General features: G+C 60.1%; 21 protein-coding genes. 13 read left to right on the top strand and 8 right to left on the bottom strand.

Translation table 11 applies throughout. From position 1 onward, the window contains the following. The first annotated feature begins 66 nt into the window (after nucleotides 1–66). A complete protein-coding gene (locus PO778_RS11010; RefSeq protein ID WP_271439658.1) occupies nucleotides 67–1,149 on the top strand; it encodes an acyltransferase family protein in 1,083 nt (360 codons plus the stop codon). Here PO778_RS11010 and PO778_RS11005 read toward each other — a convergent pair. Genes PO778_RS11005 through PO778_RS10995 form a run of 3 tightly spaced genes read right to left on the bottom strand, consistent with a single transcriptional unit; the run spans nucleotide 1,146 to nucleotide 4,909 of the window. After that, on the bottom strand, nucleotides 1,146–2,543 hold the full coding sequence (locus PO778_RS11005; protein ID WP_271439657.1) for a hypothetical protein: 1,398 nt from the start codon (nucleotides 2,541–2,543) through the stop codon (nucleotides 1,146–1,148). The genes PO778_RS11010 and PO778_RS11005 overlap by 4 nt on opposite strands. Nucleotides 2,544–2,591: 48 nt before the next feature. Beyond that, nucleotides 2,592–3,608, bottom strand: coding sequence for a polysaccharide pyruvyl transferase family protein (locus tag PO778_RS11000; protein WP_271439656.1), 1,017 nt, complete (start codon nucleotides 3,606–3,608; stop codon nucleotides 2,592–2,594). 23 nt (nucleotides 3,609–3,631) lie between these two features. Beyond that, nucleotides 3,632–4,909, bottom strand: coding sequence for a nucleotide sugar dehydrogenase (locus PO778_RS10995; protein ID WP_271439655.1), 1,278 nt, complete (start codon nucleotides 4,907–4,909; stop codon nucleotides 3,632–3,634). Nucleotides 4,910–5,092: 183 nt separating this feature from the next. Here PO778_RS10995 and PO778_RS10990 point away from each other — a divergent pair, with 183 nt between their 5' ends. The 4 genes from PO778_RS10990 (at nucleotide 5,093) to PO778_RS10975 (ending at nucleotide 10,651) form a co-directional block, all read left to right on the top strand. Further along, on the top strand, nucleotides 5,093–6,493 hold the full coding sequence (locus PO778_RS10990; RefSeq protein ID WP_271439654.1) for an O-antigen ligase family protein: 1,401 nt from the start codon (nucleotides 5,093–5,095) through the stop codon (nucleotides 6,491–6,493). A gap of 95 nt (nucleotides 6,494–6,588) precedes the next feature. Next, nucleotides 6,589–7,299, top strand: a complete 711-nt coding sequence (locus PO778_RS10985) for a polysaccharide biosynthesis/export family protein (RefSeq protein ID WP_160731191.1) — start codon at nucleotides 6,589–6,591, stop codon at nucleotides 7,297–7,299. A 12-nt stretch (nucleotides 7,300–7,311) separates the two neighbouring features. Then, complete coding sequence (locus PO778_RS10980; protein WP_271439653.1) at nucleotides 7,312–9,477, top strand: GumC family protein; 2,166 nt, start codon at nucleotides 7,312–7,314, stop codon at nucleotides 9,475–9,477. Between the two features lie 13 nt (nucleotides 9,478–9,490). After that, nucleotides 9,491–10,651, top strand: a complete 1,161-nt coding sequence (locus PO778_RS10975; RefSeq protein ID WP_271439652.1) for a hypothetical protein — start codon at nucleotides 9,491–9,493, stop codon at nucleotides 10,649–10,651. Nucleotides 10,652–10,697: 46 nt separating this feature from the next. Here the strand turns inward: PO778_RS10975 and fabI are convergent, their stop codons facing one another. From fabI to PO778_RS10960, 3 genes are read right to left on the bottom strand one after another with little or no spacing between them, the layout of a single operon-like run. Further along, nucleotides 10,698–11,501 (bottom strand): enoyl-ACP reductase FabI, encoded by an 804-nt coding sequence (gene fabI, locus PO778_RS10970; protein ID WP_160731194.1) that lies wholly within the window; start codon nucleotides 11,499–11,501, stop codon nucleotides 10,698–10,700. A gap of 5 nt (nucleotides 11,502–11,506) precedes the next feature. Then, entirely contained in the window at nucleotides 11,507–12,517 is a 1,011-nt protein-coding gene (locus PO778_RS10965; protein WP_202391705.1) for a YihY/virulence factor BrkB family protein, read from the bottom strand. 12 nt (nucleotides 12,518–12,529) lie between these two features. Next, complete coding sequence (locus PO778_RS10960) at nucleotides 12,530–13,507, bottom strand: DnaJ C-terminal domain-containing protein (RefSeq protein ID WP_271439651.1); 978 nt, start codon at nucleotides 13,505–13,507, stop codon at nucleotides 12,530–12,532. A 215-nt stretch (nucleotides 13,508–13,722) separates the two neighbouring features. On the opposite strand from PO778_RS10960, the gene pdxH reads away from it, so the two are divergent. Genes pdxH through PO778_RS10945 form a run of 3 tightly spaced genes read left to right on the top strand, consistent with a single transcriptional unit; the run spans nucleotide 13,723 to nucleotide 16,126 of the window. After that, on the top strand, nucleotides 13,723–14,340 hold the full coding sequence (gene pdxH / locus PO778_RS10955) for a pyridoxamine 5'-phosphate oxidase (protein WP_271439650.1): 618 nt from the start codon (nucleotides 13,723–13,725) through the stop codon (nucleotides 14,338–14,340). Further along, nucleotides 14,337–15,281 (top strand): cation diffusion facilitator family transporter, encoded by a 945-nt coding sequence (locus PO778_RS10950; RefSeq protein WP_271439649.1) that lies wholly within the window; start codon nucleotides 14,337–14,339, stop codon nucleotides 15,279–15,281. The genes pdxH and PO778_RS10950 overlap by 4 nt, the downstream gene beginning before the upstream one ends. Beyond that, on the top strand, nucleotides 15,278–16,126 hold the full coding sequence (locus PO778_RS10945) for a PhzF family phenazine biosynthesis protein (RefSeq protein WP_271439648.1): 849 nt from the start codon (nucleotides 15,278–15,280) through the stop codon (nucleotides 16,124–16,126). The genes PO778_RS10950 and PO778_RS10945 overlap by 4 nt, the downstream gene beginning before the upstream one ends. 11 nt (nucleotides 16,127–16,137) lie before the next feature. Here PO778_RS10945 and PO778_RS10940 read toward each other — a convergent pair whose 3' ends face one another. Continuing rightward, a complete protein-coding gene (locus tag PO778_RS10940) occupies nucleotides 16,138–17,262 on the bottom strand; it encodes a serine hydrolase domain-containing protein (protein ID WP_271439647.1) in 1,125 nt (374 codons plus the stop codon). Nucleotides 17,263–17,297: 35 nt separating this feature from the next. Here PO778_RS10940 and PO778_RS10935 point away from each other — a divergent pair, with 35 nt between their 5' ends. Further along, nucleotides 17,298–17,672, top strand: coding sequence for a hypothetical protein (locus tag PO778_RS10935; RefSeq protein WP_271440032.1), 375 nt, complete (start codon nucleotides 17,298–17,300; stop codon nucleotides 17,670–17,672). Between the two features lie 16 nt (nucleotides 17,673–17,688). Here the strand turns inward: PO778_RS10935 and mnmA are convergent, their stop codons facing one another. Further along, nucleotides 17,689–18,837, bottom strand: coding sequence for a tRNA 2-thiouridine(34) synthase MnmA (mnmA, locus tag PO778_RS10930; protein ID WP_271439646.1), 1,149 nt, complete (start codon nucleotides 18,835–18,837; stop codon nucleotides 17,689–17,691). Nucleotides 18,838–18,964: 127 nt separating this feature from the next. Between mnmA and PO778_RS10925 the strand changes: the two genes are divergently transcribed. The 4 genes from PO778_RS10925 (at nucleotide 18,965) to PO778_RS10910 (ending at nucleotide 21,417) form a co-directional block, all read left to right on the top strand. Then, entirely contained in the window at nucleotides 18,965–19,267 is a 303-nt protein-coding gene (locus PO778_RS10925; protein WP_160731200.1) for a hypothetical protein, read from the top strand. After that, on the top strand, nucleotides 19,267–19,566 hold the full coding sequence (gene sciP / locus PO778_RS10920) for a CtrA inhibitor SciP (RefSeq protein ID WP_160731201.1): 300 nt from the start codon (nucleotides 19,267–19,269) through the stop codon (nucleotides 19,564–19,566). The genes PO778_RS10925 and sciP overlap by 1 nt, the downstream gene beginning before the upstream one ends. Nucleotides 19,567–19,719: 153 nt before the next feature. Then, nucleotides 19,720–19,980 (top strand): GlsB/YeaQ/YmgE family stress response membrane protein, encoded by a 261-nt coding sequence (locus PO778_RS10915; RefSeq protein ID WP_160731202.1) that lies wholly within the window; start codon nucleotides 19,720–19,722, stop codon nucleotides 19,978–19,980. A gap of 246 nt (nucleotides 19,981–20,226) precedes the next feature. After that, nucleotides 20,227–21,417 carry an efflux RND transporter periplasmic adaptor subunit gene (locus PO778_RS10910; RefSeq protein ID WP_160731203.1) on the top strand — a complete coding sequence of 397 codons (1,191 nt, stop codon included), beginning with the start codon at nucleotides 20,227–20,229 and terminating at the stop codon, nucleotides 21,415–21,417.

Raw genomic sequence — 21,417 nt, 5'->3', positions numbered from 1 at the left:
CTTAAACGGCTGAATTCCGCCATTTTCGTTCGGGGTCGCACCACACTTTGCGAATGAAAATCAACTATGCTCTCGAGCCAATTCTCGACAGCTCAGCGCCTGAATCGACTGGACTCGATCCGAGCGCTCGGCGTTCTGCTGGTTATTGCCTACCACACATCCTACCGTTTTGAGCCGCCTCAGAGCGACATTGTCGGGCGCTTCCTGCGTGTCACCGGCTGGATGGGCGTGGACCTGTTTTTCGCGCTCAGCGGTTTTCTGGTCGGGATGATCCTGTCGAAAGAGAAGAACCGCAGCGATATCGCGATGTTTTTCCGCAAGCGGTTCTTCCGCATCGTGCCGATCTTTGTCGTCGCGGTTGCGGTATTCGGTCTGGGTGACTGGCTTGTCGCGGGAGGCGAAAACCTTGCCAACATCTGGAAACCGTTCCTGTTTCTGACAGGTTACATGCTGCCTTTTCAAGGTGAGGCGCTGGTTCCTTATACCATCACATGGTCGCTGTCAGTGGAGGTTACAGCCTATATTCTGCTGGGCTTGCTGGCATGGAAATCATGGGATCGTTTCAAGATCACGCTGATCGCCATCGTGGTGCTTTCGCTGCCTTTGCGGATGTGGTTGGCTTTCGTGGCCGGTTGGGAAGACCACATGATCGGCCTGTTTCCGCCCGCACGGCTCGATGCGATTGCCCTTGGAGCGCTGGCCGCAATCGGGACTTTCGACCGTCTGCTGCAGATCAGGCGGCCCGCGCTGGTCTATGGCGCTGCAACCATTGCCACGATCATCCTGTTCCGTTTTGCTGCATGGTATCCGCCATTTATCGGCACTGTCGGTTATCTGATCTTTGGCCTTGCCGCGGCCTTGTGGGTGGCAGCATTAGCGCGGGTCACCGGGGAAAGCGGATGGTTCGTAAAGGGCGCAGCCAGTGTCGGGCTGGTGTCCTACTTCATGTATCTCTTCCACCTCTTCTTCATCGAAGCGCTGTTGGTGGTGGACACCCAGTTTTCGCTGTCGTTGGGATTCTGGCCCGCATTTATCGCCGCATCGGTGCTTACCTATGTCGCTGGGCTTGCTTCATGGCGCTGGTTCGAAAGCCCACTTAATGATTTCGCTGGTCAGCAGGGGCGGCAACAGCCCTCCCTGGTGCCTTAAGCACTTGCAGCGTCGAGCAGAGAGGGGATGCTGGCCTTGTCGCCGGGTTGCACAGCGTCCCACGCCTGCATGAAAGCAGATGCGCGGCTTTGCGGTTCGAGTACAGTACGTAGCGCGTTGCTTAGCGATGCTTCATCCTGCACTAATAAGGGATGGGCGCCATACAAAAGGTCGCGTTGCATTTCGGACAGGCTGGCCACGATCGCTGGCTGGCCCAGCCGCAAGGCATCCGTCAGCACTGTTGAAGGGGTCGTGATGGCGGCAGAAACCGACCCGAGCCATTCATAAGGGCGCGCGGCTGGCCAGCGGGAGAAACCTGCATCGGCCACTGCATTTTCCAGCGCCCGCTTTTCTGCCGGGTCCACCAGATCGATCTGCGGGTGGGGGCGCCAGAAAATTCGCGCGGGATCCTGCCCCATCTGCTCTGCTGCTGCCCTGACCCATCCGATTAGCCGCCGATCAAGCGCAGAGCCGTGCTCGGCAAAATCGGGATGCAGCAAGTGAGTGTATGACGTGAGGAGTGCCCAGTCGCCGTTCCCTCGCGATACTTCTGGCTTGGTCAGGGGAAGGTGCGTGCAGTTGCCATAGGCGGGCAGCGAGGCACCCAACCGGGCATCGGCGCCGGTCTGGAAAACAGCCACATCTGACAGGCCGGCGAATGGCCAGCCGATATTTGTACCGTGTACCGCATGGACTGTGCGCCAGCCGTGATCCTGCATCGCGGCCTCAAGCTGCGAAGTGTCGGCGGTTCCGGTGTGGCCGAACAGGGCTTTCGCCGGGGCAAGCCCACTTGCAGCGCTGTTCCACCATGCTGCGTGAGCCGCGCCCTGAACCATGCGATACGCAATCGCCAATCGTTCGCGGAATGGTAGCGGGGCCGGGAAGCCGCCAGTTGCCTGTGGACCTCTTGCTAGCTTCACAAACGCCTGCGGCAATCCCTTGAACAAGCTGCCAAGAGAAAGTGGCCGCAGCAATTTCGAACGATCAAGCAGTTCCTGCACATCCAGCTGTTCAGCTGCCGAAGCAACCGTTCCCGCCGGCCTGCCCAGCAACAGGATCGCTGGCTGCGCGGATGGCGAGGCGGCCCGATATTTTTCCAGCGCCCCGCGCAAATGCCGCGTCCGGGTCGTGTCTTCAGCATGCAATGCCGCCAGATAGGGGGAGCCAGCTATTACAGGGCGAGCTTTCGCCGGGGCAGTTCCCCCATATCGCAGCAACAAAGCAAAGACCGACAGCGCCGCCAGGGCATTCGCCGCCCATTGGAGAAGCCAGTTAGCCGTTCCGGGCCGGACAGTCCCGATTTGCCGGGGATTTGCTGCTGCCAGCGCCGCCAGTTCAAATTGCCACATCGGGTCCGAAATATGGGCTGCCGCTGCCGATACTCGCGAAGTCATGTTTGCAACGGGGCCTTTGGAACCCAAACTGGCAGGGGGCGCCGCCATTCAGCGGCCCGCCAATGCGGCCAAGTCAGCGAACAGGGTTTTCATGGCGGCGCGGCCTTCGCTGCGGAATCTCTCCAGATTGCTGCTCTCGTCACCGTGCCACTGCGATGCCCGTTCGATCAGGCCGGCATCGATGTCGCCTGGCTTCGCCACAACACGCCACGGCTGCAGACCGGCATCGGCCAGCGTCGCCTCGATCTTGTGGGTGTTCGACGAGAGCGCGAGCATCGGAGTGTGCGCCCCGAGGCAAAAGATCATCATGTGGAACCGCCCGGTCACAACCAGCTGTTTCGTGCTTACCTTGCCGGTGGTCACGTCTCGGCTCGGTTCCTGTTCCCGGTAATCCTGCACCGTTCCGCGCAGCGCTTTCAGCGCGTGAGCGGGGTTGAAGATCGCGGCTTTGGTGGGGCCGAAACGAAGCAGCCAGCGCAGCGCCGTCATGGGCTGCATATCGAGCTGCACCAGCGGCAGGGGCTGCGCGCCGATCGCCCACATTTGTTCATACAGCGCCAATGCTTTCGGGCCCTGAACACTGTCGCAGTAACCCACGCCGCTGCGCGGTTCAGATACCTTCGGCTGATGGTAGAGGGCGAGGTCCGGAATGCGCCGCGCTTGGTGTCCGTGCACGGCCAGTTCGGCCTCGCTCGCACTTTCACGCACCGTCACGATGTCGAATGCTTCCAGCGCACGCAGCGCGTCTGCGCCGTTGGCCTGCCAGGTCGAGTTGATCAGCGCCGCTTTCGTCCCGTGCTCACGCGCGAACCGGCCAACGTCCAGCAGCTTCAGCCCTGCCGGGCGGTCATGATGGACGGTCCCTTCACCGTTCACGATCACCAGGTCGGCCGACTTGATAGCGCCCGCGATTTCCGCGTCGGCGTGCCAGTCGTGATGTGCCGGGCTGCTGGCGATAATTTGGATGCCGTTCCTGGCGCTCAGCGTGCCGATTGTCTCGACCACCGTGGTGCAGCCATGGTGCCTGTCGATCCGGGTATCGTTGAGAAGAACGGCCCTTACCATCGTGGTTCTCGCGACATGACGCCTTAAAGGCGGCCGTCGCTGTCTTCCTTGGGGAACAGACCCTTCGCGTCGAAGAATACCGAATTTTCCTTGCCAAATGCGCGGATGTCGGCGGCGCCCATATCGGCAAACTGGTGATGGCCCACGGCGAGGATGACCGCGTCATACGCACCTTTGGCCGGTTGCTGCGAAAGCGGGCGGATACCGAATTCTTCCTCGGCTTCGTCCGCATCGATCCACGGATCATATACGTCGACCGAGGTGTTGAAGCTTTGCAGGCGCTGGATGACACCGGCCACTTTCGAGTTCCGAAGATCCGGGCAGTTCTCCTTGAACGTCAGGCCAAGAACAAGAACCTTTGCATCCACCACCGGCACCCGGTTGCCCAGCATCAGGTGGACAACCCGGTCCGCGACATAGGCGCTCATCCCGTCATTCACCCGGCGGCCTGCCAAAATCATTTCCGGATGATAGCCAACCTGTGCCGCGCGGTGGGTCAGGTAATAGGGATCAACGCCGATACAGTGCCCGCCAACCAGGCCCGGTGTGAACGGGAGGAAATTCCACTTGGTGCCTGCCGCCGCCAGCACTTCGCGCGTGTCCAGGCCCAGTTTTTCAAACAGGATCGCCAATTCGTTGATCAGCGCGATGTTCACGTCACGCTGGGTGTTCTCGATAACCTTGGCTGCTTCGGCAACCTCGATCGAAGCCGCCTTGTGCGTACCGGCGGTGATTATTTCCGCGTACAGCGCGTCCACCGCATCGGCGACTTCGGGCGTCGACCCGCTGGTAATCTTGGTGATCAGCGGAAGGCGGCGTTCCTTGTCGCCCGGATTGATCCGTTCAGGACTGTATCCGGTGAAGAAATCGACATTGTGGGTCAGGCCGGAAACACGCTCCAGAACCGGAACGCAGAAATTCTGCGTACAGCCTGGATAGACGGTGGATTCGTACACCACCACGGCGCCTTTCTTCAGCGCCTTGCCCACGGTTTCGGAGGATTTTTCCAGCGGCGTCAAGTCGGGGCGATTGGCCTCGTCAATCGGTGTGGGAACGGTAATGATGAACACGTCGCAATCAGCGAGATCAGCCGGTTCGCAGCTGAATTCAAGATGCTTTGCTGCGGCAAGCTCGTCGCCGTCGACTTCGAGTGTTTCGTCATGTCCATCCTGCAGTTCGGCAACGCGGCGTGCGCGAATATCGAAACCCAGTACGGGTCGCGTCCGGCCAAATTCCACAGCCACGGGAAGGCCGACATAACCGAGCCCGATCACGGCGATTTTCTTGTCCGACAAATTCATCAATTTTCGATCCTGTTCACGGCCCCGGCCCTACTGCTTGCGGCTTCCGGACGCAGCGGAAGGCTGCCTGCCTGTTTCGCGCCGCTGCGTTGCGGAAGCGCCGCCCACAGTCAAGGCCGCAATGGCTTGACAGCGACCTTTTCGGCTTGAAGAGCACCCTGCAATAAGCAACCCAATGTTTGGATGCCAAAAACCGAAATGAAAATGACCCGCGATCAGAACAATTCTATTGCGCCATCCAGCTGGGTTTTGCTGGGATTGTTCGCTGCCTTCGTTGCCCTTTTGGGAGGCAGTTCGCGCCCCGATGCAGCGCAAATTGTCTTGCTGCGCCCGATGGCGGCCCTTTATCTGATTCCGATCTTCATTTTTCTTGGCAGGCAGGATTTGTCCGCAATCCGCGCACCGTTGATGTTCATCGGGGCGCTGGGCCTGTGGATGTTGTTGCAACTGATCCCCCTGCCGGCGGGCCTGTGGCAAGCGTTGCCGGGCCGTGAACCCGTCGCTGAAATAGGCGCGCAGATCGGCCTAGCCGATATCTGGCGGCCAATTTCGCTGGTGCCAACGCGCACACTGAACGCTTCGGCCAGCCTGATTGTCCCGCTCGCAGCATTGCTGGTCCTGGCAGCAGCAGGTGCCTCTCGCCGCGCCATCCTCATGGTTTTGGCGGCACTCGGCTCGCTCAATGCGCTGCTTGGAATATTGCAGGTGATCGGCGGCAGTTCGCAGGCGCTTTTCTTCTACGAAATCACCAATTTCGGCTCCGCGGTGGGTTTTTTCGCCAATCACAATCACAGCGCAGTGTTTTCGTCGCTGACGCTCGTAATCATCGCGTTTCTTGCCACCCAACCCGAATTCAGGTTCGATCGTGCGTGGCAGAAGACATTGCTCGCCGCGCTGTTCCTGCTGGTCTTGCTGGCAGCGTTGGTGGGTCTGTCCCGCGCCGGACTGCTGACGACGGTCCTCGCCTTGGGGGCCAGTGCATTGCTGTTCCGAATTGGTTGGGCGAAGGGGCATCGCCGCCGCGGGCAGGGCGGGGGGCAACCCTCGATCAAGCCGGTCTGGGCCCTTGCGGTTCTGGCGGCTTCGATTGCCGGCGTGATCGCGATTTTCCTGATGTTCGACCGCATTCCGGCGCTCAACCGGGTTACCGAAAGCGGAACGTTCGATGATCTGCGTTGGAGCCTGCTGCCCATTCTGGGTGAGATGATCGCTGCCTATTGGCTGACAGGTGCCGGTTTCGGGTCGTTTGAGGAGGTTTATCATATTCACGAACCGGCCTCACTGATGCTTCCGTCATACGTCAATCAGGCGCATAATGACTGGGCCCAGCTGCTGATCGAAGGCGGGGTACCGGCATTGGCCATTCTGGCAATCTTCACCGTCTGGGTGGGGCGCGGCATCCTGGCCATGTGGCGGAGGAACAGCAGCCTGGCCCGTCCGGTATTCTGGCTGACCGTTGCAGCGATAATCGTGTTTGCCAGCCTGGCAGATTATCCTCTGCGGACGCCGTTATTCCAGATGGCTGCGATATGGCTGGTCGGGCTGTTTGCCATCGACCGCAGAAATCCCGCTATTTCAGGCTAGTGTATTGCGCCCGCGGCCACGGTTGCGGGCAAAAACCACTTTGCTTATGCTCTGGCCATGGTTAAGGCCTCGGGCTTCGGGATCTGAAGGATGTCATGACAGGAATTTTCAAACCGGCGCTTGCTGTTTTCGCTATGGCCCTAACGCTGGCTGGATGTGCGAAAGACCGCTCCGTAGGGCTCGCCTCGTCGGTCGAGGTTGCCTCACTTGCGGAGCTTCCGGCTCCGTCCAAATCACAGATTTACACCGTTGGTGCCCAAGAACAGCTTGAAATCAACGTCGCCGATGCAGAGCGTCTCAGTGGTACTTACCTGACAGACGCTGAAGGCTACATCGCGTTTCCGCTGGTCGGCGACCTGTTCGTGTCCGGCAAGACGCCCAATCAGGTCGCGCGCATGATCGCCGATCGGCTTCGCGGCGAATATATCGTCAACCCGCAGGTCCGCGTTCGCCCGACGAACATGACGGTACCGTCCATTTCAGTTGGCGGCGAAGTCACCCAGCCGGGCACCTATCCGGCTGGCACATCGCGGACGTTGCTGCGCGCGGTGAACAACGCCGGCGGGCTGGACGATTATGCCAAGAAAGACGACGTGCTCGTTATGCGCACAGTTGCCGATCAGAAGTATATCGGCGTCTACAATATCGAAGCGATCCAGCGCGGCAATTATGATGATCCGATGCTTTATCCCGGCGATATCGTCATGGTTGGCGATTCCCCCGGCCGCCGAAATCTGGAAAACATTCTGCAGTTTATTCCGCTGCTGTCGACAAGCGCGATCCTGATTGATCGCACTTTCAACTGATCGCGAGTAAAGATGACCAACACCCCATCAGTCGCGAACGAATACCCCGGCGCCGCAGCTTCCTCGGAAGAGGGCGGCTCCGAGGATTCGTTCCGGATCGACCTTGAACGGTTCTGGATCCAGGCGCTTAATCTCAAATACTGGCTGCTCGGCATCATTGCCCTCGGCCTGCTGGCCGGTCTGGCAATTACTTTGCTGTCGCCGAAGCTTTACCGTGCGACGTCGCGGATCGAGATTTCGATGGTCCAGCAGAACATCACTTCAGCCGAGCCAATCGAAATCCAGAGCCGGTCCGGTGATTTCCAGTACTACACGACGCAGTATGAGCTTCTGGAATCCAAATTCCTCGCCCAGCGCGTGATCGAAGCGGGTAATCTGACGCGCGACGAAGAATTCCTCAATGCGTTCGATCTGCGCGATGCCGGCACTATCTCGGCTAAGCGTCTCGAAAGCGTCCTGCGCAACAACGTGACGATTGATCCCGTGCCGACTTCGAGCCTGGTGGACATTCGTTTCTCGAGCCAGAATGCCGACGTGTCGGCGCGGATTGCCAATCTGTGGGCGCAGGAATTCCTGCAAGCTAACTATGAAAAGCGTTTTGGTGCCAACATCGAGGCGCGCGAATTTCTTGAAGACCAGATCGAGGAACTGCGCGAACGGCTCGCTTTGTCCGAACGCGAGCTTATCGATTATGCGAATGCGAATGAAATCATCATTCTGAATTCCGATGCGGCAGGCGAAGGCTCCGATTCCGCAGGCCAGTCTCTGGTCGGGTCGGAACTCGCTGCGCTGAATGCTGCGCTGGCAGAGGCAACCACCCAGCGTATTCAGGCGGAAAGCGCCCTGCGCGCAGGGGCTCGCAACGAAGCTGGCGCGGCTGCCGCAGCCGGGCTTCGCAGCCGACTGGCAGAAGCGCAGGCGCAGCTGGCAGATCTGCAATCGCGCTTTGGCCCCGGTTATCCGGAAATTCAGGCGAAGAAGGCAGAGATCGCTTCACTTCGCCAGGCGCTGACCGGTGAAAGCAGCATCGACAACCAGGATTTGCAGGCAGCGTTTCGCAAGGCATCGCTGCAAGAACAGCAGCTGCGGGCGAAGTTCCAGCAGACCAAAAATTCTTTCCTTGGCCAGCAGGGTACCGGCATCCAGTACGGTATCCTGAAACGCGAAGTTGATACCAACCGCCAGCTCTATGATGCGCTTTTGCAGCGTTACAAGGAACTGGAAGCGGCGGGTGCCGGCAAGAACAACATGAACCTGATCGACGCCGCTGCGCCTCCGGGCGCGCCCTACGCGCCGTCGCTGATCCGCAACCTGTTGATCGGCCTGATCGCTGCGCTGCTGGTCGCTGCCGCGCTGGTCTATCTCCGCGAAACCATGGATCAGACGATCCGCGATCCTTCGGATGTCTCACGCAAGCTCGGCCTGTCGCCGCTTGGCCTCATCCCGCGCGTCGAATCCGACGATATCGTGGAAGAGCTGGAGCGGCGGAGTTCGGAAATCAGCGAGGCGTATGCTGCTGCGCGTACCAACATGGCGTTCCTCACGCCGAACGGTGCGCCGCGTGCAATTATGCTCACCTCGACCCGCCCGAACGAAGGCAAGAGTATCTCGTCGGTCGCTCTTGCCCGCAGCTTCGTGCAGCTGGGCAAGAAGGTACTTCTGATCGACGCCGATTTGCGTCACTCCGGTCTGAGCGATTTCATCGGTGTGAATGCGGAAGCCGGAAAAGGGCTCAGCGGTATGCTGGCGGGTAACGGACCACTTGCTGGTGTCGTGTTCCCGGTAGAACCGCACGGCTTCGACCTGCTGCCAACCGGCCACAAGCCGCCCAATCCCGTCGAACTGCTGGCCGGACCTAACCTCAAACACGTCATCGACACAGCGCTGGAAGAATATGACCAGGTGATCGTCGATGGTGCGCCGGTTCTTGGTTTGGCTGACGCTCTGGAAGTTTCCAAGGCGGTTGAAGGCGTGGTCTACGTGGTTGAATCCAACGGCGTGAATATCCGTGCGATTGAAAATGCTCTCACACGCCTGAAGACCGCCAATGCGCGCATCTTCGGTGCGGTCGTGACCAAGCTGGACCAGCGCAATTCCGCTTATGGTTACGGCTATGGATACGGCTACGGCTATGGCTACGGCGATCGTGACAGCGAATTGGTAGAACGCGGCGCCTGATATGGGCGGGCGCATGCCAAGGATACTTGCTGCGAGCGCCGGAGCGGTAGTTCTTGCTGCGCTTCTCGCGGTTCAGGCTGGCAGTAGCGTCCTGACACGGAAACAGCCCGAACTTTCGTCGCGCCTCCTTTCTGTGAACGGCCTCGCGCTGGAACAGCAGGCAACGCGGCAATTCATGTCGGCTGTGAAGGAACGCGATGACCTCGTGCCATCGGCGCAGGCAGCATCCCCTGTGGCCCTGAGCGCCATTGCCCGTGATCCCCTCAGCCCGAAATCCTATGCCGTCCTCGCAGTGGCTGAGCAGAATCCGGAGCGGAAGCGTGCCCTGCTGGATGCAGCCAGCAAGCTCAACCGGCGGGATTTGCTGCTGCAGGGCCTCGTGCTGGAAGAAAGCGTTGCGCAGAAAGACTACGCTGCGACGCTTGCCACGCTCGACATGATCCTGAGCGTTCACCCCGAGCAAAAAGCAAACTTCTTCCCAATCCTGCTTCAGGCATTGTCAGAGAAAGACGCGCTGCCGGCGCTGTCGGGCATCCTTGATCAGGAGTCCGAATGGCAGGAAGATTTCTTCAAGTTTGCCGTGCGCAAGCCTGAGGTTTTGACCAACCTTGCCGAATTGCGCTTGCAGCGCGCGTCGGTTTCGCCAGATGTTGACCAGCGCCTGATCTCGGGTCTCGCCAGTGCGGGCCAGCTGGACAAGGCGTACGAAGTGTACCGTGCGGCCAACGAAGAGCCTGCGCCGCCATCTGGCAACCGGATGATCATCGATTGGCGTGCGCGTTTTTCGCCCTTCGATTGGGAACTGGCGGATGAAGCAGGCTTTCGTGCGCAGCCCTCGGCTACCCCGGACCAGCTTGAAGTGTTCGTCCGCGGCGGCAAGGGCGGCCTCCTCGCCAGCCGGAATATCCGGCTGCGGAACGGGCCGATTGCCCTGCGGATCAACCACGACCTGACCCCGCCCGGTCAGGTTGAGGACGTGCGCCTGCAACTGAGCTGTCCGGGGGCGGAGCAGCCGTTCTATGATGAGCCGCTCAGGCTTGGGTCGCGCGATTACCGGATTGGCCGAAAACCGGCGGCCTGCGATTTTGTCACCATTGCGATCCGCGCGCGGGCATGGACCGGCAGCAGCGCAATTCGCGGCACCATCAACCGGATCGAGATACTTGGTAACTAGGCCGGGCGTTTGCGGCGGTACCCGCCCTTAAAGACGGGCTGCTGCATCAATCCAGCGCGATATCGGGCGCGTCTTCCTGTTTCATGCCGACAACGTGATAGCCGCCGTCGACATGGTGGGTTTCGCCCGTAACGCCGGACGACAGGTCGGACAGGAAATAGAGCCCCGACCCGCCAACATCGTCGATTGTGATATTGCGGCGCATCGGTGAATTGAGCTCGTTCCATTTGAGGATGTAACGGAAATCGCCGATCCCGCTCGCGGCGAGTGTTTTGACCGGACCCGCCGAAATTGCGTTGACGCGGATGTTCTGCGGACCAAGATCATTGGCAAGATATTTTACGCTGGATTCCAGTGCCGCCTTGGCAACGCCCATCACGTTGTAGTGCGGAATGACTTTCTCCGCCCCGTAATAGGTCAGGGTGATGATCGAACCGCCATCGGGCATCATTTCAGAGGCGCGCTTGGCAACCGCGACCAGCGAGTAGGCTGAAATATTCATCGTCATGAGGAAGTTGTCGAGGCTGGTGTCGACATACTTGCCGCGCAGCTCGCTCTTGTCCGAAAAACCAATGGCGTGAACCACGAAATCGATCGTTTCCCAGCGTGATTTGAGCGTTTCAAACGCCCGGTCGAGTGCAGACATTTCGGAAACGTCGCATTCGAAAGTGAAATCGGATCCAAGCTGTTCAGCCAAGGGCTTTACCCGCTTTGCCAGCGCATCACCCTGATAGGTAAAAGCCAGCTCCGCGCCGTGTTCGCTCAGTTTCTTGGCAATACCCCAAGCGAGCGATTTGTCGTTCGCAAGGCCCATAATCAGCCCGCGCTTACCTGCCATCAATCCGGTCATCAGCTTTATCCTTGCTGCAATTCTTTATCTGCACCCCCGTCTCCGTCCGCGCCGTTTTCTGGATCGTCCAGCGGCGGTTCGGCGAGGGCTGCGTTCAATTCTGCTCCGGCGACCATCCCTAAGCCGACTAGCCAGAAAAAGAAAAGTGCAATCATGATTCCGGCCAGGCTTCCATAGGTGAGATCGTATGAGAAAAACCGTTTGAGGACCGGTGGCAGCGCGATTGTGACCGCCACCCACCAACCGGTGACCAGCAGGGCGCCGGGCCATTTCGGATAGCTTTTGCCGCGGTAGGTTTCCGGGGTCAGCGTCACGAACAGCATGAAGATCGATCCGAACAAGCCCACCGCCGGGACAATGCGCGACAGCGACAATTCCGCCAGCGCATCATTCAGCCATGGCAGGTAGGCGGAAATAACTTCTTGCGCGGCACCGATCAGCACCTGCGCAAACAAGGACAACATTAACAGGATCACCGCGGCGACGATCACGCCAATCGAAAGCAGACGGTACCGCCAGAACGCGAGTGTCGGCGCGGTGCCATAGGCGCGGCGCAATATGTCGCGAATGGTTTCGATCAGGCTGGAAACGGTCCACAGTCCAACCGCCGCACCGACCCACAGCAGCCAGCCCGATCGAGCATCGATGACGTTGCGCGCCACAGGCTCGATTACATTGCCGACCACGGGCGGCAAGGCGTACAGAATGGTGTCGATAGTCGCGGCGCGTTCCGCTTCCTCGCCGATTGCAGAAAAGATTGCCGCGGCAAGGATGAAGAACGGAAACAGCGCCAGCATCGCCATGTAGGCGAGGTTGCCCGCATGGATGAAGCCGTCATTATATGTGCCCGAGGCAGTGCGTTTGAGCACTTCGAATGCCCGGCTGCCCGGCCCGACATGGTTGCCGAGCCCTTCGCGCAGGCGGTCCCGCTTGCGCCGCCGTGCCTCCGGGGAAAGCGATGCAACGGGTCTGTCCTTTGCATGGGGGATTTCGGAAATGTGTCTGCCCCTGTTCAATGCGCCTAAGGGTCAGACCCCCATATCGGCTCGCGGATTGCCATCATCCTGCCAACCGTCGAGCCGCTTGGCCAGTTCCGGCAAATCTTTCGGCAGGATAATCTCCAGCGTCACCAGCTGATCGCCGCGTCCGCCGCTTTTCCTGGAAAAACCCTTGCCTTTGAGGCGCAGCACGGTCCCGCCATTGGTGCCCGGTTTGAGCGTCATCATCACTGGCCCGTCAACCGTTGGGACTTTTACCTTCGCGCCGTTGACCGCTTCGTCCAGCGTGATCGGCAAGTCCATGCGGACCTCGCTTCCGTCACGGCGAAAGAAGGGGTGGCTCTGGACCGCGATTGTCACGAGCCCGTCGCCAGGTCCACCCGGCCCCTGTTCGCCTTTGCCCTTGAGGCGCATTTGCGTGCCATCTTCGACCCCGACCGGCAGGCTCAAATCAATGGTTTTGCCGTCAGACAGAGTGATGCGCTGTTTCTTGAGGCTGGCTGCATCGACAAACGGAACCTTCAGCCGATACTGGATATCGGCGCCCTTTTGCGGAGGGGGAGGAGGGCGGCGCCCAAAGCCCTGCGGGCCGCCGGGTCCGGTCCTCGGGCCGCCTCGTGCGCCGCCGCCAAACAGCCCTTCGAAGATATCGCCGAGATCGACGCCGTCTTGAGAAAATCCCTCGAAATCCTGTGCGCTGAAGCCGCCTTGCCGTCCGCCGCGGCGACCGCCGCCCATACCCGATCCCATGCCGCCGCCGAATCCGGCACCGAAAGGGTGCGTGGGATTGCCGTCAGCGTCGATTTCGCCGCGATCGAACTGGGCGCGTTTGTCCTTGTCGGACAGCAGATCATAGGCCTGCGTCGCTTCGCTGAACCGCTCGGAAGCTTTCGGGTTGTCCTTGTTTCGGTCCGGGTGGAGTTCCTTGGCGAGTTTACGGTACGCGCTCTTGATCTCGCTCTCGGAAGCTCCGCGTGCAACGCCAAGGATGGAATAAGGGTCGGCCATGGCGTGTTAGCTAGGTGCTACAGTCGCTGCTTGCAAGCGGATAGACTTCCCTACCGCTTGCAGCTTGGCTAGGGCTGCAAGCGGTAGGCAGAAAATCGGCTTTGGCTCATGACCAGTGCAGGAGGCGGCAAAGCAGGTTTGAAGCCAGGCCTCGAACGTTAGGCCGATAAGCCGCAAGACAGTGTTCCACCCGTTCCATTCGACAGGAAATTGCCGTGAAAGCTGAACAAAGCGCCATCCCTTCGTCGGACCCTTTCGGACTGTTCGAAGATTGGTTTGCGCAGGCGCGCGAAAGCGAGCCGAACGATCCCAATGCAATGGCTTTGGCGACGGCAACGCCCGGCGGTGCCCCTTCGGTGCGGATGGTCCTGCTCAAGGGCCACGGGGCAGACGGGTATGTGTTCTATACCAATGCACAAAGCCGCAAAGGTCAGGAAATACGCGCCAATATGCAGGCCGCCCTGCTGTTTCACTGGAAAAGCCTGCGCCGGCAAATCCGGATCGAAGGGCCGCTGGAAGAAGTCAGCGCGGCGATGGCCGACGATTATTTCCACTCACGCCCGCATGTCTCGCAAATCGCATCGGCGGCATCCGACCAGTCCCGGCCGCTGGCTGATCGCAGCGAATATTATGACCGCGTCGCCAAGCTGGAAGAAGAGTATCCGGAAGGCAGTAACGTTCCGCGCCCTGCGCACTGGACGGGGTTTCGCCTGCGCCCCCGGGCGATGGAATTCTGGCTCGACAGGCCGGGCCGGATGCATGATCGCCGCCGGTTCGAGCTTGCCGGTGCCGGCGATGCGCTGAACTGGGAAGACAGGCTGCTTTATCCGTGACCGAACCGTTTGAACATCGCGCCGGTCTGGCCCGAAGCGCTGCCATTGCCTCAATTGCAGTGGCGGTTTTCCTCGTCGTCCTGAAATTCTGGGCCAGCGTACAAACCAGTTCCACGGCCATGCTGGGCAGCCTCGCCGATAGCGCACTCGACCTGATCGCCAGCATCGCGACACTGATCGGTGTGTGGATTGCCGCGCAGCCGGCCGATGACAATCACAGGTTTGGGCACGGCAAGGCCGAATCGCTTTCGGCTATGTTTCAGGTGATGCTGATCGCACTTTCAGCGGCTGGCATCGGCTTTCGCGCTGTCGCCAAGTTGATTGAAGGCGGCCGGACTGAGGCGGCGGTAGAAGGTATCTCGGTGTCGGTAATCGCAATCGCCGCGACGATCGCACTGCTTGCCTGGCAGCGTTATGTTATTCGCCGCACCCGTTCGGTCGCGATTTCGGCCGATCACGTCCACTACCAGTCGGATCTGTTGCTCAATGTTGCGGTCATCGCGGCACTGGTGCTCGATCAATATGCAGGCTTTGCGCAAGCTGACCCGATTTTCGGGCTTGGCATCGCGGCCTGGCTGATGTGGGGCGCATGGCGCGCCGCGTCAGAGGCGATCGATCACCTGATGGACCGCGAATGGCCTGAGGAGAAGCGCCAGCAGTTCGTCGAAATTGCGGCCAAGCATCCCGAGCTAAGCAACCTCCATGATTTGCGCACGCGCACCAGCGGTACCCACGATTTCGTCCAGTTCCATGTCGACATGCCTGCCGATATGACGGTCGAACAGGCGCATGACATTATCGAGCGGGTCGAAGCCGATTTGTGCAGCCATTTTCCGCATATGGAACTTCTGATCCATATCGATCCGGAGGGGCATGTGGACGAACCAGGCAATCCGCTGGTGGAAGAAAACGAGTTCGATAAACTGGAGAGAGGGACATGAGCAGCACACGCCGCGCCATTCCGTATTGGCATGTCGATGCCTTTGCCGACCGGCCCTTTGCCGGAAATCAGGCCGCAGTCATGCCGCTGGACGAATGGCTGCCCGACAATGTGCTGCAGGCTATCGGCGAAGAGAACAATTTCGCCGAAACTGCCTTTGTTGTTCCCGATGAAACCGGCGAAGCGGATTATGAATTGCGCTGGTTCACACCGACAGACGAGGTCGCAATGTGCGGCCATGCGACGCTTGCCAGCGGCCATGCCCTCTTGGAGCGTGACGGAGGCAAAAGGGTCACTTTCCGCACGCGCAAGGCCGGCATCCTCGAGGTGAAACGCGCAGGCGGCGGATATGAATTGTCGCTTCCCGTTACATTGGTGGAACCTCTCGAGGATACCGCGCTGCTTGGTGCATTGAGCGCTGAAGGCGAAGTGTTCCATTCGGTTTCCGGCGCTGAAGCGACTGCGATCATTCTGCTAGAGAGCGAGGCTGCACTGCGGTCGCTCGACCCGGATATGCGCAAGCTGGGCCAGATCGATCTGATGGCGATCTGCACCGCGCCCGGGAATGGCGTGGGCGAAGGTGCAGGTACTGGCCCCGATGTTGTCAGCCGGGTGTTCGTGCCGGCATGGGGCGTTGACGAAGACAGCGTAACCGGCTCAGCCCATGCGGCACTCGCGCCGTTCTGGGCAGATCGGCTTGGGAGGCGCGAATTCACCGCGCATCAGGCCTCGGCCCGCGGTGGCGATCTGGTTTGCCGGTTGGAGGGCGAAGGTGCCGATGCGCGGGCATGGCTTGGCGGCCCCTGTGTAACCGTGGTCGAAGGGACCTTTTACGCCGAGGCCTAGTATGCCGAAGCCTAGGTTTCGGGATACAGTTCCACGATGTCGAGCAATTGCTGAAGCATTCTGGGCCGCTGCTCGCCATCGGAATGGCCCAGCCGGACCACGGTGATGCGCTGGCCCGGGGAAACCAGCACGTATTGCCCCATATGCCCGATTGCCGCGAACATGGTTTCCGGCCCGCGATCGGCCAGCGTATCGTCTCGGTCGATGCCCGAATCGCGGTTGAGCCAGGTCTGGCCCCCGTAAAATCCGGAGCGCGGGCTGGGCGAGGTCATGAATTCGATCCATTTGCGCGGGATCAGCTGCGATCCGCGATAGGAACCCTTGTTGCGCAAAAATTCGCCGAACCGGGCCCAGTCGCGCGCGGTTGCGTGCATCAGGCTCCCGCCGATCAGCGTTCCGTTTGCATCATATTCCGCAACCATCGAATCCATCGCCAGCGGCGCAAACAACCGGGTCCGCAAGTAATCATCCACCGCCTTGCGCCGCGTGTCGGGGTCCGTGCTGTCGGTCAGCACCCGCGCGGCGATATCCGCCAGGATAACGGTGGTGTTACTGGAATATTCGAACTTTGCCCCCGGCTCTGCCTCCAGCGGCTGGGCGGTGGCAAAATCGGCCATATCGTCGCGCCCGTCCATAAACAGCATACGGACTTCGGACGAATCGTAGGGCGGGTTGCCGGCCTCCGTATGCCGCAGCCCCGACCGCATCTGCAGCAATTGGCGCAAGGTGATTTCGCCGCGCGGGTCGCCGGGCCTGTTCCAGCGCGGTTCCGGCACGCTTTCATCCAGCCTCAGCCGCCCATCCGAAACCAGCATGCCGATCATCACGGCAGTGACTGTTTTCGCCATCGACCAGCTGACAAAGCGGGTTTCCGCGTCATATCCCTCGGCGTATCTTTCAGCCGCAACCGTGCCGCCATGCATGACCACCAGCGCGCGCGTTTCGCCCAGACCTTCCTGCGTGAAAAGGTCGTCGATCTGGCGGGCAAGCTGGTCGCGCGGTGCACCTGCGTCTTCCTCCACTGCATCCAGTGCGGCCTCTGTTAGAGGGGCATCTACAGGAGCAGTGTTTGAACACGCTGCAAGGGCTGGCAGGAGCGCAAGGCTCGCGATAAGGGACAAACGGCGTTCGGTCATGAACGCTTCACTCGCGCACGGGAATTGGCTTGGCAATGGTAAAATCGGCGGCAAACGCATCGACACGAAGCACAGGTGGATCAGGCCCGCAGAAAGCGCGGAAATGGCCATGGGTGCTGTTGTTTGCCCTGCTCGCTACAGCGGCGGTGCTATGGTTCTATCGGGCTCCGATCACCGGGTATGCCGGTGCCGGAACAGCCTATAGCGCCCGTGTGGCCTGCTCATGCCGTTTCGTTGGCAACCGCGATCTGGAAGATTGCCGGAAAGACAAACTGGCTGGCATGGAATTTGTCACGCTGAAGGAAGACGCCGAGGAAAAAAGCGTGACGGCACGCTTCCCCTTGATCTCGTCCGAAACCGCCATCTACCGCGAAGGATACGGGTGCGTGTTACAGAAGTGGGAAGACTAACGCGCAAGGCGGACCGTCAGGTCTCCGTCGAATCGATCCAGCCCCCGCCGACCACCCGCTCTCCGGCATAGATTACAGCTGCCTGTCCCGGGGCCACGCCAAATTCAGGTTGTTCGAAGCGGATCGTCGTAGTCGCGCCGCCGCCCAGGGGGCCGTCCAGCACGATAGGCACAGGCTTCGAAAGCGATCGCACCTTGGCAGTCAGCGGGCCGTCGGGAAGCGGGCCGATACGATTGGTTTCGATCACCGTCGCGGCGCTCACCGCCAACATCCGTTTTGGGCCGACCAATACGTGAGCTTTCGCGGCGTCGATCCCGACCACATAGAGCGGTTCGGCAAGCCCGCCGATTTCCAGCCCGCGGCGCTGCCCGACAGTGTAATGGATCACGCCCTTGTGTGTGCCCAGTTCTTCGCCGGTTTGCGCATGAACGATTGCGCCGGGCTGGCCGCCTTCCGGCCTGATCGACCGGACGATTTTTGCATAGTCGCCATCAGGCACGAAGCAGATATCCTGGCTGTCGGGCTTGGCCGCGTTGCGCAATCCGGCCTGCTCCGCCAGCTCGCGGACCTGCGATTTCGGCAGTCCGCCCAATGGGTAACGCAGGAAATCCAGCTGTTCTTCGGTTGTCGCATAGAGGAAATATGACTGGTCGCGCGCCGGGTCCAGCGCGCGGTGCAATTCCGGCCCTGCCGGGCCTTGAACCCGGCGGACATAGTGCCCCGTTGCCAGACAGTCGGCGCCAAGCTCCTTTGCCATGCGCAGGAGATCGGTGAATTTCGGACCCATATTGCAGCGGATGCATGGCACCGGGGTGCGCCCTGAAAGGTAATCGTCGGCGAATTGTTCGACCACTTCTTCGCGGAACGCGCTCTCGTGATCGAACACGTAATGCGCGATGCCGAGCCTGTCGGCCACAGCTCGCGCATCGCTGATGTCGTCACCGGCACAGCATGCACCTTTGCGTCCGGTGGCTGCGCCATAATCATAAAGTTGCAGCGTAATGCCGATCACTTCAGCGCCGGTTGATGCGGCCAGCGCGGCGACGACGGACGAATCGACCCCGCCTGACATCGCCACGACGATGCGGCTCTCGCTCGCAGGGCGGGCAAGGTCGAACAGGCTGGCGGTATCCAGCGAGGAATCGAACAACGTTTCTGTGGTCATGGGCGCGCACATACACGGGACAGCCGCCTGCTTCCAGTGCCGGGATTTACTCCTCGTTCGGCTTTCCTAACCAGCAGTAAAGCTCGGGTTTACCTGTTCTTGACATGCGGCCCCTATTGGAAGGGTCATGTTTGAAAAAACCATCATTGAAACCGGCTTTGAAAGTGCCTTGGAGACGGACGGATTGCGCCCGCTTTCCTGGGCAGAGCTCTCCGCCCGTTTCGCAGCTGCGCATGATTTGCGGCGGGTTTTTTCGGCGCGCGGCGGCCAGTCCGCCGGCAATTTCGCCAGCTTTCACAGCGATACAGCGGCAGGTCTTAACGAAAACAGGCCGTCTGTTAACCTTGATGCTTTAGGCGAACATAAAGACAATGGGTCCATCATGCCGGACACCGCAAGCGACGTGACAACCGGCGACAGAGAGCTTTGATGATTGAAAACCAGAAAATCCGTCCTGCACAGGTAATCGGCCCGCTCGGCGAGCCATTGTCGCTTGCTGACCTGCCGCCCCCGACGACCAAGCGGTGGGTGGTTCGCCGCAAGGCTGAAGTGGTCGCGGCCGTAAATGGAGGCTTGCTGACCATTGACGAAGTGCTGGAGCGATACAGTCTTACGCTGGAAGAGTTCGCTTCCTGGCAGCGTGCCGTTGATCGTTCGGGCATGCAGGGTCTGCGCGTAACGCGTATCCAGCATTATCGTGACCTTTACGAACGTCAGCTGAAATATTGATTGGCCCGATCTGACGCGCCCCGCGTCAGCGGATTAGGCATTTCCCGAAAATTTTCGTAATGTTTTTTCGCCACTGCGAATTACCGCAGGGAACCGTTGTTTTAGCCCAGCGTTTAAGGGCCAGAAACTATCGGAAAAACAGGAGGAAATAAAATGGGTTGGATTGCAACAATTATTCTCGGCGGTATCGCTGGCTGGCTTGCAAGCATGGTCATGAACCGCGACGCATCGATGGGTATTTTCTGGAACATCGTCGTCGGCGTAATCGGCGGCCTGATCGGCAGCGCCATTGGCAACGTCACCGGCTTCCTCAGCACCGATGCTGGCTGGATCATGTATCTGATCACCGCAGTGATCGGCGCAGTTGTTCTGCTCGGCATTGTAAATGTCGTTCAGCGCGGCAAGGTTCGGTAATACCTGAACTTCTTTAAAAAGGGCGGCGAGCTTCGGCTTTGCCGCCTTTTTTGTTTGAGCAGCCGGTTTCTGGCGGTTCGTCGGGCAGAAACGTCATCCGTCGAGCGAACGTTTGCTTGCTGTGTGCCGCGAGCCTAAGGCGAGAACAAGTGCAACGACACATATTGCATCTGGTGATGTATGCGTGTAATACACCTGCGCTATCAGACGACCCAATCCGGGTGGGATGGATGATCGGGAACGACAATGAATTACGAAACAACCGTGCGATCGGAGCAGGCTGAATACGTCGGCGATTCAATCGAAACAGCTGGCGAAACGCAGAGCAAGCGCAAGTGGATCATTGCCGGCCTCGTGCTCCTCGGCCTCATTGTTGCGATTGCCGTTGCGTACATGCTGGTTTCCAGCGGTGCTGAAAGCGCCGACGATCGGGAAGAGCAAGCGGCTGCGATCACCGTTATTTCCCCAGGCCAGGCAACGATCGATGGCGAAATTGTCGCCAATGGTACTTTGGCTGCTCGCCGTGAATTGCCTGTTGGCGTTGCTGGTGAGGGCGGCCGTGTGGTTTCCGTGCCGGTTGACGCCGGTGACTGGGTGCGCGCCGGACAGGTGCTCGCCGTGGTCGATCGTTCTGTCCAGAACCAGCAGGTTGCCAGTGCGCAGGCGTCGATCGCCGTAGCACAGGCGGATGCCAATCTCGCGCAGGCCAATCTCGACCGTGCGCTGCAACTGGTTGAGCGCGGATTCATCTCCAAGGCAGATGTCGACCGGCTGACTGCGACCCGCGATGCCGCTGCTGCACGGGTCAAGGTGTCGCAGGCTCAGGCGCGCGAACTTAGCGCCCGCAACGCCCGCCTCAGCATCGTCGCGCCGGCTTCGGGTCTCGTCCTCGAGCGCAGCGTGGAGCCAGGACAGGTCGTCAGCGCCGGTTCGGGCGCGTTGTTCCGGATTGCCAAGGGCGGCGAAATGGAAATGATGGCCCGCCTCAGCGAAATGGACCTTGCTAAGATTTCGACCGGGGTCAGCGCGACTGTCGTCCCGACGGGATCGGAAAAGAAATTCTCCGGCCAGATCTGGCAGGTTTCGCCCACTATCGATGCTCAGGATCGCCAGGGGACAGCCCGGATTGCGCTGCCCTATGCACCTGAACTGCGTCCGGGCGGCTTTGCTTCCGCGACAATCGCCAGCGGAACCATCGTTGCACCGATGCTTCCAGAATCCGCGATCCTTACCGATGCCCAAGGCAATTACGTGTACATCGTCGACGGCGACAACAAGGTCGTACGCCGCGCAGTTACGACCGGCCTCGTCACGAATGACGGTATCGCGATTATCGATGGCCTCGACGGGGCGGAAAAGGTTGTCCTGCGGGCAGGCGGCTTCCTGACCCCCGGTGAAACAGTCGATCCACGGCCGATCAACGCAAGCGAAGGCTAA

The sequence above is a fragment of the Pontixanthobacter luteolus genome, assembly GCF_947494915.1.
Taxonomy (GTDB): domain Bacteria; phylum Pseudomonadota; class Alphaproteobacteria; order Sphingomonadales; family Sphingomonadaceae; genus Pontixanthobacter; species Pontixanthobacter luteolus.
This window is presented reverse-complemented; position numbering and strand designations above follow the sequence as displayed.

Excerpts from the sequence above, each read along its gene's own strand:
- PO778_RS11010 (WP_271439658.1), top strand. The coding sequence starts at position 67 with ATGCTCTCGAGCCAATTCTCGACAGCTCAGCGCCTGAATCGACTGGAC.
- PO778_RS10915 (WP_160731202.1), top strand. The coding sequence starts at position 19,720 with ATGGGTTGGATTGCAACAATTATTCTCGGCGGTATCGCTGGCTGGCTT.
- PO778_RS10910 (WP_160731203.1), top strand. The coding sequence starts at position 20,227 with ATGAATTACGAAACAACCGTGCGATCGGAGCAGGCTGAATACGTCGGC.
- PO778_RS10940 (WP_271439647.1), bottom strand. The coding sequence starts at position 17,262 with ATGACCGAACGCCGTTTGTCCCTTATCGCGAGCCTTGCGCTCCTGCCA.
- PO778_RS10985 (WP_160731191.1), top strand. The coding sequence starts at position 6,589 with ATGACAGGAATTTTCAAACCGGCGCTTGCTGTTTTCGCTATGGCCCTA.
- PO778_RS11000 (WP_271439656.1), bottom strand. The coding sequence starts at position 3,608 with ATGGTAAGGGCCGTTCTTCTCAACGATACCCGGATCGACAGGCACCAT.
- PO778_RS10975 (WP_271439652.1), top strand. The coding sequence starts at position 9,491 with ATGCCAAGGATACTTGCTGCGAGCGCCGGAGCGGTAGTTCTTGCTGCG.
- PO778_RS11005 (WP_271439657.1), bottom strand. The coding sequence starts at position 2,543 with ATGACTTCGCGAGTATCGGCAGCGGCAGCCCATATTTCGGACCCGATG.
- PO778_RS10995 (WP_271439655.1), bottom strand. The coding sequence starts at position 4,909 with ATGAATTTGTCGGACAAGAAAATCGCCGTGATCGGGCTCGGTTATGTC.
- PO778_RS10925 (WP_160731200.1), top strand. The coding sequence starts at position 18,965 with ATGTTTGAAAAAACCATCATTGAAACCGGCTTTGAAAGTGCCTTGGAG.
- PO778_RS10990 (WP_271439654.1), top strand. The coding sequence starts at position 5,093 with ATGCCAAAAACCGAAATGAAAATGACCCGCGATCAGAACAATTCTATT.
- PO778_RS10960 (WP_271439651.1), bottom strand. The coding sequence starts at position 13,507 with ATGGCCGACCCTTATTCCATCCTTGGCGTTGCACGCGGAGCTTCCGAG.
- PO778_RS10945 (WP_271439648.1), top strand. The coding sequence starts at position 15,278 with ATGAGCAGCACACGCCGCGCCATTCCGTATTGGCATGTCGATGCCTTT.
- PO778_RS10935 (WP_271440032.1), top strand. The coding sequence starts at position 17,298 with ATGGTAAAATCGGCGGCAAACGCATCGACACGAAGCACAGGTGGATCA.
- fabI (WP_160731194.1), bottom strand. The coding sequence starts at position 11,501 with ATGACCGGATTGATGGCAGGTAAGCGCGGGCTGATTATGGGCCTTGCG.
- mnmA (WP_271439646.1), bottom strand. The coding sequence starts at position 18,837 with ATGACCACAGAAACGTTGTTCGATTCCTCGCTGGATACCGCCAGCCTG.
- PO778_RS10980 (WP_271439653.1), top strand. The coding sequence starts at position 7,312 with ATGACCAACACCCCATCAGTCGCGAACGAATACCCCGGCGCCGCAGCT.
- sciP (WP_160731201.1), top strand. The coding sequence starts at position 19,267 with ATGATTGAAAACCAGAAAATCCGTCCTGCACAGGTAATCGGCCCGCTC.